This is a genomic window from Hymenobacter qilianensis, from assembly GCF_014489555.1.
GTDB classification, from domain to species: domain Bacteria; phylum Bacteroidota; class Bacteroidia; order Cytophagales; family Hymenobacteraceae; genus Hymenobacter; species Hymenobacter qilianensis.
Genome location: NZ_CP060784.1, coordinates 54,174 through 68,444, shown reverse-complemented (window position 1 = coordinate 68,444; position 14,271 = coordinate 54,174). Strand labels below are relative to the sequence as shown.

Annotated in this window: 14 protein-coding genes and 1 pseudogene; 7 read left to right on the top strand and 8 right to left on the bottom strand. The window is 58.1% G+C overall.

Annotation, left to right across the window (positions count from 1 at the left end; all coding sequences use genetic code 11):
- Nucleotides 1-34: 34 nt before the first annotated feature.
- The 4 genes from H9L05_RS00325 to pncA all read right to left on the bottom strand — a co-directional run bounded on the left by H9L05_RS00325 (nt 35) and on the right by pncA (nt 4,270).
- A complete protein-coding gene (locus H9L05_RS00325) occupies nt 35-1,558 on the bottom strand; it encodes a malate:quinone oxidoreductase (RefSeq protein WP_187732565.1) in 1,524 nt (507 codons plus the stop codon).
- 398 nt (nt 1,559-1,956) lie between these two features.
- On the bottom strand, nt 1,957-3,069 hold the full coding sequence (locus H9L05_RS00320; protein ID WP_223284632.1) for a mechanosensitive ion channel family protein: 1,113 nt from the start codon (nt 3,067-3,069) through the stop codon (nt 1,957-1,959).
- 44 nt (nt 3,070-3,113) lie between these two features.
- Entirely contained in the window at nt 3,114-3,632 is a 519-nt protein-coding gene (locus tag H9L05_RS00315) for a 2'-5' RNA ligase family protein (RefSeq protein ID WP_187732564.1), read from the bottom strand.
- A complete protein-coding gene (gene pncA, locus H9L05_RS00310; protein ID WP_187732563.1) occupies nt 3,629-4,270 on the bottom strand; it encodes a bifunctional nicotinamidase/pyrazinamidase in 642 nt (213 codons plus the stop codon). The genes H9L05_RS00315 and pncA overlap by 4 nt, the downstream gene beginning before the upstream one ends.
- A 245-nt stretch (nt 4,271-4,515) precedes the next feature.
- Here pncA and H9L05_RS00305 point away from each other — a divergent pair, with 245 nt between their 5' ends.
- Nucleotides 4,516-5,331, top strand: a complete 816-nt coding sequence (locus tag H9L05_RS00305; RefSeq protein ID WP_187732562.1) for a class I SAM-dependent methyltransferase — start codon at nt 4,516-4,518, stop codon at nt 5,329-5,331.
- Here H9L05_RS00305 and H9L05_RS00300 read toward each other — a convergent pair.
- Entirely contained in the window at nt 5,328-6,299 is a 972-nt protein-coding gene (locus tag H9L05_RS00300) for a hypothetical protein (RefSeq protein WP_187732561.1), read from the bottom strand. The two genes, H9L05_RS00305 and H9L05_RS00300, sit on opposite strands and share 4 nt — an antisense overlap.
- A gap of 117 nt (nt 6,300-6,416) precedes the next feature.
- On the opposite strand from H9L05_RS00300, the gene H9L05_RS00295 reads away from it, so the two are divergent.
- On the top strand, nt 6,417-7,589 hold the full coding sequence (locus H9L05_RS00295; protein WP_223284631.1) for a spore photoproduct lyase family protein: 1,173 nt from the start codon (nt 6,417-6,419) through the stop codon (nt 7,587-7,589).
- 48 nt (nt 7,590-7,637) lie between these two features.
- Here H9L05_RS00295 and H9L05_RS00290 read toward each other — a convergent pair whose 3' ends face one another.
- Nucleotides 7,638-9,167, bottom strand: a complete 1,530-nt coding sequence (locus H9L05_RS00290) for a T9SS type A sorting domain-containing protein (RefSeq protein WP_187732560.1) — start codon at nt 9,165-9,167, stop codon at nt 7,638-7,640.
- A 259-nt stretch (nt 9,168-9,426) separates the two neighbouring features.
- Here H9L05_RS00290 and H9L05_RS00285 point away from each other — a divergent pair, with 259 nt between their 5' ends.
- Nucleotides 9,427-10,230 (top strand): PhzF family phenazine biosynthesis protein, encoded by an 804-nt coding sequence (locus H9L05_RS00285; RefSeq protein WP_187732559.1) that lies wholly within the window; start codon nt 9,427-9,429, stop codon nt 10,228-10,230.
- A 173-nt stretch (nt 10,231-10,403) separates the two neighbouring features.
- On the opposite strand, the gene H9L05_RS00280 is transcribed toward H9L05_RS00285, so the two are convergent.
- Both H9L05_RS00280 and ruvC read right to left on the bottom strand, forming a co-directional pair.
- On the bottom strand, nt 10,404-10,619 hold the full coding sequence (locus H9L05_RS00280) for a KTSC domain-containing protein (RefSeq protein WP_187732558.1): 216 nt from the start codon (nt 10,617-10,619) through the stop codon (nt 10,404-10,406).
- Nucleotides 10,620-10,636: 17 nt separating this feature from the next.
- Nucleotides 10,637-11,184 (bottom strand): annotated as a pseudogene (gene ruvC / locus H9L05_RS00275) (crossover junction endodeoxyribonuclease RuvC).
- A gap of 164 nt (nt 11,185-11,348) precedes the next feature.
- On the opposite strand from ruvC, the gene H9L05_RS00270 reads away from it, so the two are divergent.
- The 4 genes from H9L05_RS00270 to H9L05_RS22795 are packed head-to-tail and all read left to right on the top strand — an operon-like array spanning nt 11,349 to nt 14,225.
- Nucleotides 11,349-12,392 carry a lysylphosphatidylglycerol synthase transmembrane domain-containing protein gene (locus tag H9L05_RS00270; RefSeq protein WP_223284630.1) on the top strand — a complete coding sequence of 348 codons (1,044 nt, stop codon included), beginning with the start codon at nt 11,349-11,351 and terminating at the stop codon, nt 12,390-12,392.
- Complete coding sequence (locus tag H9L05_RS00265) at nt 12,389-13,300, top strand: glycosyltransferase (RefSeq protein WP_187732557.1); 912 nt, start codon at nt 12,389-12,391, stop codon at nt 13,298-13,300. Before H9L05_RS00270 ends, H9L05_RS00265 begins: the two co-directional genes overlap by 4 nt.
- Nucleotides 13,297-13,545 (top strand): hypothetical protein, encoded by a 249-nt coding sequence (locus H9L05_RS00260; protein ID WP_187732556.1) that lies wholly within the window; start codon nt 13,297-13,299, stop codon nt 13,543-13,545. Before H9L05_RS00265 ends, H9L05_RS00260 begins: the two co-directional genes overlap by 4 nt.
- Before the next feature lie 29 nt (nt 13,546-13,574).
- Nucleotides 13,575-14,225: a c-type cytochrome gene (locus H9L05_RS22795; protein ID WP_223284629.1), complete on the top strand. Its 651-nt coding sequence runs from the start codon at nt 13,575-13,577 to the stop codon at nt 14,223-14,225.
- Nucleotides 14,226-14,271: the final 46 nt, after the last annotated feature.

Here is a 14,271-nt window from a genome sequence, read left to right as displayed (position 1 = left end):
CGAGACTGGGGGGCTTTTTTTGTAGTAAATCAGCTTATTGGCTGCCGAGCGGCGCATCCACGCTCAGCTCCAGCACGGCGCTGGTGTGGGCGCGGGTTTGCTCCACCAGCTCCGGGTTGTCGGCCAGCGGCTGCCCGAACGTGGGAATCATCTCCCGGAACCGTGCCTGCCACTGCGGGGAAGCAGCCTGCGCGGGGAAACACTTCTGAATCAGGCTGATCATAATGCTGACGGCCGTAGAGGCGCCGGGCGAAGCGCCCAGCAAAGCGGCAATAGAACCGTCGGCGGCGCTCACCATCTCGGTGCCGAACTCCAGCACGCCGCCCTGCTTTTCGTCTTTTTTGATAACCTGCACGCGCTGGCCGGCTACTTCTAGCTTCCAGTCTTCGGCGCGGGCCGTGGGCAAGTAGTCGCGCAGCGCATTCAGGCGGTCCTGCGGCGACTGCCGCACCTGGTTGATCAGGTAGCGGGTGAGGGGCAGGTTCTTGGCCCCCGCGATGAGCATAGGCTTCAGGTTGGTGGCCTTAATGGAACCCGGCAAATCGAGGAAGGAGCCGAACTTCAAAAACTTGGTGCTGAAGCCCGCATAGGGGCCGAACAGTAGCTCGCGCTGCCCATTTATCACGCGCGTATCCAGGTGGGGCACCGACATGGGCGGCGAGCCGACGCTGGCTTTGCCGTACACTTTGGCCTGGTGCTGCTCAATGACGGCCGGATTCACACATTTTAGCCACTGCCCACTCACGGGGAAGCCGCCAAAACCTTTGCTTTCCGGAATGCCCGAAGCCAGCAGCAGCGGCAAAGAGCCCCCGCCCGCCCCGATAAACACAAATTTGGCGCGCAGCTTACGCTTTTCGCCGGTAGCGCGGTTTTGGGCCCGCACGCGCCAGGTGCCATCGTCCTTGCGGCGGATCTTATCTACCTCGTGGCCAAAGTGAAAGGTAATGCCTGGCTTGTCCTGCAACAGATAAAACATGCCGCGGGTAAGGGCGCCGAAGTTTACGTCGGTGCCCAGATCCATGCGGGTGGCCGCTACTTTTTGGCTGGGGTCGCGGCCCTCCATCACCAGCGGCATCCACTCGCGGAGCTGGTCTGGGTCTTCGGAGTATTCCATGCCCTGAAACAGCGGCGACTGCACGAGGGCCGCGTGGCGCGTGCGCAGAAAGTCCACGTTCTCGTTGCCCCACACAAAGCTCATGTGCGGAATATGATTGATGAAGCGCTGTATGCCTTCCACGTGATATTGCTCGGCCAGAAAAGACCAGAACTGCTTCGAAACCTCAAACGACTCAGCAATGCCAATGGCTTTGCTGATGTCTACGGAGCCATCGGGGCGCTGGGGCGTGTAGTTCAGCTCGCAGAAAGCCGAATGGCCGGTGCCGGCGTTGTTCCAGGCGTCGGAGCTTTCGGCCGCAGCTACATCGAGGCGCTCAATGATGGTTATCGTGAGGTTGGGATCCAGCTCCTTGAGCATAATACCCAGCGTAGCACTCATAATGCCGGCCCCGATCAGCACAACATCAGTGATGGGGTCGGAGGAAGTGGTTTCTGTATTCATCGGGATAGATTGATAGTCCTGACAGCGTACGAGGGAAGGAAAGAAAAGTAGCAGAGTGCCTACTAAGAGAATCTTTTAAGAGCAGCTTAATCTGCCTACCGTGTTTATTATCAGCGCAAAATGGCGGTCATGCAGAGTGGAGCGAAGCATCTCGCGTGTTTAGCGGGAGTAGTAGCTCAGCTAAGAAGAACGTCATGCTGAGCGGAGTCGAAGCATCTCTACTAGTTAGTAGAATCAATACCATTGCAACGAAGCGGCAGATATGCTTCGACAAGCTCAGCATGACAGTTAGTGTGGCAACATCAGCACGCGAGATGCTTCGCTACCGCTCGGCATGATCGCCATTTGATTGAATTTCGGATTGCTCAAATGCCTTGTGAGAAGGCTGGGGGCTTTTTCTAAACTGTTTCGCCCGAAATACCGGATGTAGCCGACAGCAGCCGCTCATCGGTATCAACCACAGAGCGGGTTTTGGGCAACGATTCGGGGTAATTCTGCTGAATGAAAGCGACCAGCTTTTCCCGGACGTGGCACCGCAGATCGAAGGCGCGACTCGCGTCGGCGGCGCTGACCAGGGCCCGCAGCTCCATGGTGCGCTCTTTGGAATCGGTGACTTGCAGCACGCACACGCGCTTGTCCCAGAGCGGATGATTCTCCACGATGTTCTTTAGCTCGGCGCGCACGGCATCCACCGGAATGCTGTAGTCGGTGTAAACGAACACGGTACCAATCAGCTGCGACGTGTTGCGGGTCCAGTTCTGGAAAGGCTTTTCGATGAAATAGGTGAGCGGCAGCACCAGCCGCCGCTCGTCCCAGATGCGCACCACTACATACGTAAACGTGATTTCCTCCACCTTGCCCCATTCGCCTTCCACCACCAGCACGTCATCAAGTCGGATGGGTTGCGTGAAAGCTAACTGAAAGCCGGCCAGCAGGTTGCCAATGGAACGCTGAGCCGCAAAGCCCACGATAACGCTGGCAATGCCCGCCGAAGTCAGCAGGCCCGTCCCGATTTTGCGAACCGTGGCAAAGCTCATCAGCACCAGCGCCACGGCCACAAATACGATCAGCGATACCACCACCTTGCGCACAAACTGGAGCTGGGTAAACAGCTTGCGCACCCGAAAATTATTCTCCTCATCAAGGCGATAATGCTGCAGGACCAGGTCCTCAATCACATTCACCGTCTTGACCAGGCCCCAGGCGAAGGAGGCAATCAGGCTGGTTTCCACCACCCGGCGCAGCACTTCGAAGGGGCGGGCCGTAAGCGGCACCAGCGGCAGCATAAACGAGAGCACCAGCACCGGAAAAAAGAAGGCGCTCGGCTGGCTCAGGTGCCTGACAATGGACCGAATAAGCAGGGGCGAATCGGGCCGCTTCGCGTACCGGTTCAAGACGCCAAAAAATAAATACTTCAGAACGAGCCCGCCTGCGAGGCCGCCCGCCAGAATGCCCAGCGTCGTCAGAATCTCGCGCCATTGGAAGGATATTTCCCAAGACATGTCTTTCATAGTCAGGAGGCTAGCGCCAAGTGGCGGCTAAGCTGAATGGCAACCTATAGCTGCTGAAAATCAAATGTTTGAATAGCTTCCCAAGGCCCGCCCCGATACGCCCACAGCTGCAAGCCCGTACCGGTAGCCTCGAAGGGCACAAAGTCAGCTTTGAGCTGCTCAAACAGGCCGCGCGCCTGCGCCGGGTCCACTTTGTTCTGCACCGTTACGTGGGGCCGCAGCTTCTGTTGATCCTGGGGCGTGAGGGCCGGCTGCCACGCCACTTGCAGCTCGCGGTGCAAGGCTTGCAGAGCGTCATTTTCGAGGGCGTAGGCTACGCCGCGGCCCATAAACCGCAGGCCCGTAACCTGCAACGTAAGCGGCGCTTGCTTCTGGCACAGAGTGGCCAGCTGCGCTACTATATCGGGGCGGCGGGCGCCGGGCAAATGGTGAAACAGCGTGACGTGGGCGGCCAGAAAGTTGCGCTCGGGCGGAAAATGCTGTTGGCGCAGGCCGTTGAAGAAAGCAAACGATTCGGCATCGAGCGCCAGAGTCAGAATCAGGGGAGCATCGGCGTCGGTCATGCTTGCGCGGGCTGGGGGGCTTTTTCAGGTGACAGCAGCGCGGCGCTGCTGATAATTTTGCCCCCCAGGTTTTCCAGGTTGGCTTTGGCCCGCTCAAAACCCTCCGGACTTATTGGGCGCGTGGCATCTTCAATCAAAAAAGTCTCAAACCCTTCATTCAGAGCGTCTTTCGCGGTGAAATACACGCAATAGTCTGCGGCCAGACCGGCTACATACACCGAGGTGATGCCACGCCCGGCCAGGTACGCGGCCAGGCCGGTGGCTTTGCGTTGGCCGTTGTCATAAAACCCGCTGTAGCTGTCGATTTCTGGGTCGGTGCCTTTGCGGAAGATGGCTTCAACCTGGTTTGTATGCAGCGCCGGGTGCAGCTCAGCGCCGGGCGTGCTTTGCATGCAGTGCGCGGGCCAGAGCACTTGCGCCAGCCCGTGCAGCTCAATTTCCTCGAATGGCTGACGGCCCGCATGATTCACGGCGAAGCTTTTGTGGTTGGCCGGATGCCAGTCCTGGGTGGCAACCACCAAGTCGAAATGGGGCTGTAGCTGATTCAGAAGCGGAATTATCTGGTCGCCCGCGGACACCGCCAGCGCGCCGCCGGGCACGAAATCGTTCTGTACATCAATGAGCAATAAGGCTTTCATGTACTTTTTAGACCTTAGAAGTGAGAATTAATCGCCTATTTAAACTAGCTGTCATGCAGAGCGGCAGCGACGCATCTCGCGTGCCGATATGTGAATAGTAATCTAACTTCGCGAGCAAGATGCGTCGCTGCCGCTCTGCATAACAATACCGTTGCAAGCAATCGCGTAAGACGCTTCGGCTTTGCCTCTGCATGACGGTCGAATTTTTACGCTTACGATAAAATTGATCAAACAACAGCGAAAACATGGAAACGCCCGCAAACTATACCGAGCTGAACCGCCAGCTGTGGAACGCCAAAACCGACTACCATGTGCAGTCGGCGTTTTATGACGTGGAAAGCTTTTTGGGGGGCAAATCGTCATTGAATGACGTGGAGCTGGGGTTGTTGGGCGATGTGCGGGGTAAGTCGGTTCTGCATCTGCAATGTCATTTCGGGCAGGATTCGCTGTCGCTGAGCCGCTTGGGGGCGCACGTAACCGGCGTCGATCTGGCCGACCAAGCGATTGCCAAAGCCCGCGAGCTGGCGGCGCAGCTCGGGTTGCCGGCCGAGTTTGTGTGCAGCGACGTGTACGAGCTGCCCCGAAACCTGGACCGGCAGTTTGATATCGTATTCACCACCTACGGCGTGCTGGGCTGGCTGCCCGATTTGGAGCGCTGGGCCAGCGTGGTAAGTCATTTTTTGAAGCCGGGGGGCAAATTGGTGCTGGTTGAGTTTCACCCGGTGGTGTGGATGTTCGACAACGACTTCACCCGCGTGCAGTACTCGTATTTCAACCGGGAAGCCATCACAGAAGTCGAAACCGGCACCTACGCCGACCGCGACGCCCCACTGAAGCAAACCTCCGTTTCCTGGAACCACGATCTGGGCGAAGTGCTGGGCAGCTTATTGCACAACGACCTCACAATAAAGCACTTCGCCGAGTACGACTACTCGTCTTACAACTGCTTCGCGCACATGAAACAGGTAGGCGAGCGCCAATATCGCATTGAGCATCTGGCTGGTAAGCTACCGATGATGTACTCCGTGGTAGCCACCAAAGCAGCCGAAAGCCCGCGTTAAAACTTGCTCAGCTCAGCCACCACCGACGATTCACTCATCTCCGTGAGGGCTGGGGCAAAGCGCTGATTCTCTTGAATAAAGGCGGTTTGCTGACCCAGATAAAATTTGCCTCCCGCCCCGCGCAATACCACCACCGTAGCTTCCGTACCCGTCGGGACGTTGGCCAGACTGAAGCTGTTTGGGCCGGCAGCATGAAACTGGGCTACGGCATTGTAATCGGCGAAAACGAGGTAAACCAGTGTCTGTTGCGGGTCTTGAGCGGCGGCCTCCACGGTCACCTGAACCGTGGTGGTGGGCGTGCCGGTATATAGCTGGCGCTGGTAGCTGATCCAGCCCATGCTCTGATTAAACAGCTCATGGTTGAGCACAGCCAGCAGATAATCAGGCGAATCGGACGTTAAGCGGATGCCTAGTTGTATAGTCGATTGCTGATCGGTGGAAAGCTGCCAGGTAAACGGATCGGGCAGGAGCGGGCCTTTCACCGAAAACATCCGCATATCCGTCAGTCGGCTCAGCCGGGCCGGGCTCCGACTGGCCAGCCCGATCCGCACCCGCGGCACCAGCTCCAGCGGACGATTATCCTGGGTGGCTTGCAGGTAAAAAAGCCCCCCAGACTCCAGAATCAGCTCATCGGTGCCGCTGGGAATGCCACTAAGGAGCATGTCCTTTTTGTCGAGCACCTCCCGAAACTCCAGGCGTACGGGGGCGTCGGACAGCTGAAGCCCACCCAGCGTAACAAACGCTTCGGCTCCAAGCTCAATGGCGCTGCCGCGCCTGGACACGTAGCGCGGAATGCGGCGCGGGTTGTAAGTGAAAAACTCCGGCGTCACGCCGTTGCGCATCTGAAATGCGACCAGCGGGCTCTGGGTAGATGGAATCACGGCGGCCGGGTCGGTGCTTTTCTCGCAGGCGCTTAGCGCCCAACCGCCCATCAGTAAGAAGCATACGCTGCGCAGTATCGTGACCATCAGAGGTAAGATAAAAAATAAACAACCGAGGCTCAAGATGAATGTTGTAAGTAACTGATAAACAAGGTGAAAACCGTAGGCTATGATGGTGCTTAATTCCGATCCGAAGGACCTAAAATGGCCCGCGAAACGTTGTCAAGAGCAAGCCAAAACCAGCTCCTGATGCTCGAAAAAGCCCCCCAGCTATCCCTGTTCGATTCGTTACCTGTACTTACTGAAACCCCCGCGCCGCAGCCTTCTATTCTCACGCGTTCGGCGCGGGTGTGGCTGCCCAAGCGGGTGCTGTTTACGCCCGATGCGCTGGAAGAAGAGTTTGGCCAGCAGATGTTTGAGCGCATCAGCGCGGCCGGCCTGCCCATCGAAATACTCAAGAGCAACCGCCTTACCGGCCTGCGCGGTGCCGACGAGCGTGAAACCTACCGCAACGCCAAGAACACGCTGGCCGTGGTAAAAGCCCCCCCGAGCGCCTTCCGCCTTCAGCCCATTCCACCTTCCGCCGACTGGCAAATGAACCTGGCCGAAGGTTGCCCCGCGCACTGTCAATACTGCTATCTGGCTGGTAGTCTGCAAGGTCCGCCGGTGGTGCGCGCTTACGCCAACCTGCCCCAGATGCTCCAGAACACGGCGCAATATGAGCAACCCGGCAAGCTGACGACCTTTGAAGTGAGTTGCTATACCGATGTGCTCGGCATTGAGCACCTGACCGGCAGCCTGGCTGAGTGCATTCGCTACTTTGGCACCCGCGAGGGCGCGCAACTGCGTTTCGTAACCAAGTATGATCAGGTAGAACCATTGCTGGACTTGCCCCATAATGGGCAGGTGCGCGCCCGGATCAGTTTGAACGCGGAGCCCGTAACGCGCCGTCTGGAAGGCGGTACGGCCTCGCTGGAAGCGCGGCTGCGCGCCATGCGCCAGCTGGCGTTGCCCCGCGAGCAGGGCGGAGGCGGCTACCGCGTAGGAGCCGTGGTGGCGCCCATTATGCCTATTCCCGACTGGCGCGACCATTACCGCCACCTGCTCGACCGTCTGGCCGCCACCCTCGATTTTGAGTGCGACCTCACGGCCGAGTTTATCAGCCACCGCTTCACGCCCGGCTCTAAGGACGTGTTGCAGCAATGGTACCCGAACATGTCGCTGGACCTGGATGAGAGCACGCGCGCCCAGAAGCGCAACAAGTTTGGGGGCGTGAAATACGTGTACCAGCCCGACGACATGCGCACGCTCAAGCAGTTCTTCTACGAAGAGTGGCAGCAGCGCTTCCCGCAGGCGCCCGTGCTTTACTGGACGTAGTTGTATAAAAAAAAGCCCCCCAGACTTAATCTGGGGGGCTTTTTTGGGTTAAGGCTGAATGACCAGCTTCTGCGCTTCGGACCGGCCGTTGGTCGAGACCTTCAAGTGGTAGACGCCGGCGGCCCAGCTTTGCGTGTTTACGCGCACCGTGCGCTGCCCTTCCAGGCGCTGCGTCCAGATTTGCTGGCCCAGGCTGTTGTGCACTTGCAGCGTGCTGCCAGGCGCGGCCAGTTGTGGCAATTCTACGGCAAAGTAGTCCTGTGCCGGATTAGGATAAACGCTGATTGTCTGCTGCGCCGCCCGGAAGTCCACTGACCTGACGGGCGAAAAGGCCAAGCTCCCATCGAAGTCCAGAATGGCAAGCCGATAGTAGTTCAGGCCCGTTTGGGGCGCATCATCTACGAAGGAATACGTGCGGCCCTGGGGGGCATTTTTGGCTTTCACTGAGCCAATGGCGGCCCAGGTCTGGCCGTTGTCGGTGCTGCGCTCCACGCGGAAATTATCGGTGCCTTCTTCAGTAGCCGTGGCCCAGCGCAACGCTACGCTGGCCCGTTCGGCGCGGGCCTCGAAGCTGGTGAGCGTTACGGGCAGCGGCCTGTTGGGAAGGATAGTTGTAGCGTCGCCGCGGAAGAGGCCAACGCCAGAGTTCAGCGTTACATTCAGGTAGTTGCCCGTAGTGGCGTCAATCTGATATATCTCACCAGCATTGGGGCCACCATCGGTGTTAATAGCATACAGCGTATTGTTTTCGCCGGAGAACATAGCGCCTAGCTCGGCACTAACGGGCAGCGGCACGGCAGGGGTAGTTACGCGCACTACCGGCGCGCTGCGTATGTTGCTCACCGTCAGTAGCTGCCCCTCCACACCCAGATAGCTTTTCAGCGTTGGTGCCCCATTTTCCCGCACAAACACCCAGTCGCGGGGCCCGCCGCTAAGGTTTGGGTTGGCGGGGTTGGCATTGATTGCCGTCAGGTAATTATTGATAATCGCGGCCGCGGCTGGGTCGCTGGTGTCGGCTAGGCGCCAGATGGCGTTGGTTGGGTTAGGCGAATTTAGCTCTAGCTCACCTACATAGAAGCGCGGGTTGCTTAAGACAGGGCGCAAAACAGGAGGGAAGACGGAAAAATCAAGCTCGAACCGCACACTTACCGCCAACCCCGCTATGTAATAATCGGAATTATCTCCGCCGGCCGCTATAAAGTTGAAGGCCGTAGATATGCTGCCGAATGGAGCCGGTGGTGTCTCAATATCGCCTAGCACGGTGGTAAGGCCACTTTCCCGGTCGATGCGGTACAGGTTGGGGGCCGAAAGCGGAGTTGCCAGAATCGCGTTCATGGCAAACAGGCTGCTCGGATCGGAGGAGTTATGTCCGAGTCCGTCAAATATAGTAGCACCATCCGGGGCTTCTAATGTTCTGATTTGCTGCATCTGCCCACTGGGAAGAATTAGCTGAAGAACCGATGGGTTACGTTGGGCGGCTGTGCCGATAGAAGTAACAGCGTAGCTGTTAGTTGGTATTTGAGCTAATAAAGGTGGCGTAAACGCCAACAAGCCCAGGGCCAGTAGCACGTTTTTCATGGCAGCGATAGAGTAGTTGTTCGTTTAGCATGCGGCGTGGAGAGGAGGATAGAATAAGGGCGGCGCTTGAGCCCAACGGGAACTGAATAGCAGTGAATAAATACCGTTCAGCTACATAAGAAAGCATTTTCGGGTAGGCGCGAACCCACTTACCTATTTTACGAATTTTTTTCTATGCTGGCTATTCCTTCTACTTTTGATTTGTGCTATTCGCTCAGCAGCGTATCCTTACCGCATATTTTGCCCCCCACGATCTTCTATGCTACTGCCTCTCTACCAAATAGACGCCTTCACTGACCGCATCTTCGCCGGCAACCCGGCCGCAGTTTGCCCGCTCACGGAGTGGCTGCCCGCCGACACCATGCAGGCCATTGCCGCCGAAAACAACCTCGCCGAAACCGCCTTTTTTGCCCCCCAGCCCGGCACAGATGGCCATTTCGAAATCCGCTGGTTTACGCCGGCTGTGGAGGTCGAGCTGTGCGGGCACGCCACGCTGGCCTCGGCCCATGTGCTGTTGCGCCACCTGAATTTCAAGGGCACAGAAATCACGTTTCACTCCAAAAGCGGCCCTTTGCGCGTCACTCAGCAGGAGAATGGCCGCCTCACGCTGGATTTTCCGAGTCGGCCGCCCCAGCCGCTGGCCACCGCACCCGATGGCCTGATTGATGGCCTTGGTGCTACGCCCCTGAAGCTGCTGGCCGGCCCCGATCTGGTGGCTTTGTTTAACTCCGAAGCAGAGATACGCGCCATTCATCCCAATCAGCTGCACCTGGCAGAAGTGCCGTACCGGGCCGTTATCGTGACGGCGCCCGGCAGCGGCGACATCGATTTTGTATCACGCTTTTTTGGCCCCCGCGTGGGTGTTCCCGAAGATCCGGTGACGGGCTCAGCCCACACCACGCTCATCCCATATTGGGCCGAAAAGCTGGGCAAAACCGAATTGCGCGCCCGTCAGGTTTCGCCCCGCGGCGGCGACCTGTGGTGCGAGCTGCGCGGCGACCGGGTGCTGATCAGCGGCTACGCCGTAACTTATCTGAAGGGTGAGATTGAATTGGGAGTGTAGCGCGAAGAGCTTCGCGCTAAAGTTTGAATAGTAGAACGGGGTAGAGACGCAAGATTTTGCGTCTCGTCGTTGAACGACCGCAACCGCGCCAACGAAACGGGGTAGAGACGCAAAATCTTGCATCTCTACCCCGTTTCGTTGGCGGAGAAGCTAGCGCAAACCACTTCTAATCTTTATTCTACCTGTTCGCGGATGTAGCCGCTCTTCTCCACCACCTGCTCCACAAACAACGCCTTGCCCGGCACCGTCAGCAGCGCCTGATGTACTGCCGCGCTGGCGCCCGTATAGCGCACCAGCCGCCCGTTGCGATACTCAATTTCCAGTGTCAGGGTGGCGGGGTCGTAGCCTACGGCTTTGAGGGAAGTAGAGCGGACAGGCTGGCACTTCATGTGAGTAACTAGCTGATTTACTTTGTTTTGGCAGCGGGCTTCTTGCGCGCTACTGTGGCCAGCTTGTCGGGGTTGTCGGCCAGGAACTTGCCCCAGCTTTTGCCCCCCGCTTTCAGATTATTGCCTTTCTGATAGTGGTGGCAAAGCGCCACGGCCAGCGCATCGGTGGCGTCCAGAAACTTGGAGGCTTCGGCAATGGGGGCAGCGTCAGCGTTTGGCGCAGCATGTGGGCTACCTGTTCCTTCGTGGCTGTGCCCGTGCCCGTTACCGATTGCTTTACTTTGGTAGGTGCGTATTCCACGTACGGAATCTGGCGGGAAAGGCAGGCGGCAATGGCCATGCCCTGCGCCCGGCCCAGCTTGAGCATGCTCTGCACGTTTACGCCATAGAATGGAGCTTCAATGGCCAGCTCATCGGGCAAATACTCGTCGATCAACTCCAGCATCCGCTCAAATATCTTCTTGAGCTTGAGGGCATGATTGGAGCCCATTTTCTGCATATCAATCACGTCGTATTGCAGCACCTTCACGCGCTGGCCCTGCACTTCAATCAGGGCGTAGCCCATAATATTGGTGCCGGGGTCGACGCCCATGATAATTTTGGGCAGCAGGTCGGTAGGTGTAACGGGCAGAATCATGGGGCTTAAGGGTAGGCGGTAGCGGGGCGCAAGCCTATCCTTGGATTTCCATCGGTAACTTGCCGCCTTCAACTGAATGCGTGCTACCCGCTTTGCCCAACCACCTTCTACAAAACTACGCTCAAAAGCTGGAACGTGCTACCCGCCGCCGGGTGCTGGTGGTGCTGGGCAAGCTACTGATCACCGCCCTGACCCTGGGTCTGCTCTACCATTCCGTGTTTACTACGCCCGATACGGCGGCGGCCTGGCGCGGCCTGCTGACGTCGGCGCTGAGCGGAGCGGGGCGCGGGCCGGTGCTGCTGGCTCTGGCGTTGGTGCCCGTCAATTGGGGCCTGGAAGCCTGGAAATGGTGGCGTCTGGCGCGGCATCTGGAGCCGGTTTCGTATCGGCGCAGCTTCCGGGCGGTGCTGGTGGGCCTTACGCTGGGCTTCGTAACGCCCAATCGGGTGGGCGACTACGCTGGCCGGATTATGGAGCTGAAAAGTCGGCGGCTGGATGCGCTGGGGGCCGTTTTTCTGGGTCGCTACTGCCAGCTGGTAGTCACGGTGCTGGCCGGAACCATAGGTCTGCTGTACTTTCTGCTGACGTTTTATGTGGCTGAATATCCGGCTACTGGCTTAGGGTTGGTGGTTGCTGCATTCCTGATTAACGCCGCTGTGCTGCTGCCCCTGTATCGCTCGCGCCTGCTGCTGACGGCCTTGGGGCTGGTGCGGCCATTGCGGCGCTTGCAACCGTTTCTGGCCGTGATGCCTACTTATCCGGCGCGGGCGCTGCACGCGGTATTAGCCATCTCGGGGCTGCGGTATGCGGTTTTCTGTTTGCAATTTGGGCTGCTGCTGGTAGCGTATGGGGCCCGGCCCAGCTTCGGACCGGCGCTCGCGGCCATCAGTAGCACCTTCTTGCTGAAATCTCTGATTCCTTCGCTCAACGCTTTGGCCGATGTAGGCGTGCGCGAGCTATCGGCCACGCATTTGTTCGGTTTGCTGGAGCAGCCAGCTTTGCCGGTATTAAGCGCCAGCCTGAGCTTGTGGGTGCTCAATATTGCCTTGCCCAGCGCCACTGGATTGCTGTTTGTGCTTCGTCTGAAAGTGTTTCGCAAGAAAAAAGCCCCCCAGCGGCCTACGCCAGCTTTATGAGTGGCTGGGGGGCTTTTTTATTGGTTCTGCCGGCGCTTTATGCCGTCCTGATGGTGCGGCTGCGCCGAAGCTGGCAGCAGCTGCCAACACTCTTGAAGCAGCCAAGCCCGACGCCCACCCACGTCGCCGATGAGCCCCGGTTTTCCGTGCTCGTGGCCGCCCGCAACGAAGCTCTCACGCTGCCTTGTCTCCTCGATGACCTAGCCGAGCAAACCCTGTCCGCGGCCCGGTTTGAGGTCATTGTAGTAGATGATGACTCCACCGACGACACTGCCGCCATCGTGCAGGCCGCGGCTGCGCGTAGCTCGTTCGCGCTCCGTCTCATACAGCTGCAAGCCCAGCCCGGCGCCCCAACCGGCAAAAAAGCCGCCCTGCAAGCCGCCCTGAGCGTCGCCCGCGCCCCTTGGGTGGTCTGCACCGATGCCGACTGCCGCGTGGGCCACGACTGGCTGAGCAGCTATAATACCCTAATTCAAGCTGATATGGCAGTACAGTTCGTTAGTGGGCCAGTGCTGCTTACGGGGGGCAATTCTCTGTTAAACAACCTGATGGGGTTGGAATTTGCGGGCCTTATTGGAGTAGGGGCGGCCAGCATCGGCCGGGGCCAGCCTACCATGTGCAACGGCGCCAACCTAGCTTACCGCCGCGATGCCTTTGCCGCCGTGCAGGGCTTTGCCGGCAACGAGCACGTGGCCAGCGGCGACGATGAGTTCTTGCTCCACAAGCTGCACGCTGTTTTTCCCGGCAGCATCCTGTTTTTGAAAACTCCACACGCCATCGTGCGCACCTCCAGGCCGCCCACGCTGCGCGCCCTGCTGGCGCAGCGGGTACGGTGGGCCAGCAAGTGGCGGCACTATCAGCAAAAAGCCCCCAGCGGCTGGCTTTGCTGGTGCTCGGAGCAAATGTGAGCTTATTCGTGAGCCTGTTGCTGCTTGTGGGGTATCCCCATCTATGGCTCTGGGCCTCGGCTGCGTGGGTAACAAAGCTCAGCGCCGATGCGTGGTTTCTGACTCCTGTGCTCCGCTTTTTCGGCCGGCAGCGGTGGCTGCGCTACATCGGGCTGCTTCAGGTTGCTTATGCGCCGTATGCTTTGCTGACAGGCTTGCTGGGCTTGCGCGGCGACTATGTTTGGAAGGGGAGAAGGACGAAATAAAGCGGGCAAATCAGTTGAGTTCTCGGCATTTGTCGGCGACCTTATCCGCTGTTAACAACGGCCCCAACACGGCTTCCACTGTCATGAGAAAAGCGCTATTAGCTGGGATTTTTCCGGTCGGCATCGCCCTGCTGGTATGTACCCTAGGCGTCTTGTTTCTTTCCGCCGCCGGGCTATTGTATGAGCCGAATGATGCTGCCTTCACAGTTGACAACAGCACTGAAGTAGCGGCTCTCGATTCTATTGTTGTAACGGAATATGGCGTGATGCGCGTGACTAGCGAAGGTTTGGAGCGCGTTCCTGATTCTATCGCGTTGGCGTATCTGCCGGCTTCTGATCCACTGATGGAAAACTTATCAGAAGCTGATGCAGCTGCCGTAGCTGTTGGCGACAAGCTATTTAAAGCTAACTGTGTTCAATGCCACACTATTAACGAAGTAGTAGTGGGTCCAGCATTGAAAGATATACACGAACGTCGCCCGATTTCCTGGCTTATTTCCTGGATTCAAAATTCCAGTAAAATGGTTGCCGCTGGCGACGCATACGCCGTGAAAATCTATAACCAGTACCAGAAACAGGAGATGCCTAGCTTCGCGCTTACCGATGCGGAGGTTACGCAGTTGGTTAAATACATTGAGATAGAAAGTATGAAAAGCAGTGTTGTGTACTGTAGTCAATAGGAATAGAAGTATAAGGTAAAAGAGCTTACATAAGAATCCCGCCCGC

Coding starts and splice junctions, on each gene's coding strand:
- H9L05_RS00315 (WP_187732564.1), bottom strand. CDS start 3,632: ATGACCGACGCCGATGCTCCCCTGATTCTGACTCTGGCGCTCGATGCC.
- H9L05_RS00290 (WP_187732560.1), bottom strand. CDS start 9,167: ATGAAAAACGTGCTACTGGCCCTGGGCTTGTTGGCGTTTACGCCACCT.
- H9L05_RS00320 (WP_223284632.1), bottom strand. CDS start 3,069: ATGAAAGACATGTCTTGGGAAATATCCTTCCAATGGCGCGAGATTCTG.
- H9L05_RS00325 (WP_187732565.1), bottom strand. CDS start 1,558: ATGAATACAGAAACCACTTCCTCCGACCCCATCACTGATGTTGTGCTG.
- H9L05_RS00300 (WP_187732561.1), bottom strand. CDS start 6,299: ATGGTCACGATACTGCGCAGCGTATGCTTCTTACTGATGGGCGGTTGG.
- H9L05_RS00280 (WP_187732558.1), bottom strand. CDS start 10,619: ATGAAGTGCCAGCCTGTCCGCTCTACTTCCCTCAAAGCCGTAGGCTAC.
- H9L05_RS00305 (WP_187732562.1), top strand. CDS start 4,516: ATGGAAACGCCCGCAAACTATACCGAGCTGAACCGCCAGCTGTGGAAC.
- H9L05_RS00285 (WP_187732559.1), top strand. CDS start 9,427: ATGCTACTGCCTCTCTACCAAATAGACGCCTTCACTGACCGCATCTTC.
- pncA (WP_187732563.1), bottom strand. CDS start 4,270: ATGAAAGCCTTATTGCTCATTGATGTACAGAACGATTTCGTGCCCGGC.
- H9L05_RS00295 (WP_223284631.1), top strand. CDS start 6,417: ATGGCCCGCGAAACGTTGTCAAGAGCAAGCCAAAACCAGCTCCTGATG.
- H9L05_RS00265 (WP_187732557.1), top strand. CDS start 12,389: ATGAGTGGCTGGGGGGCTTTTTTATTGGTTCTGCCGGCGCTTTATGCC.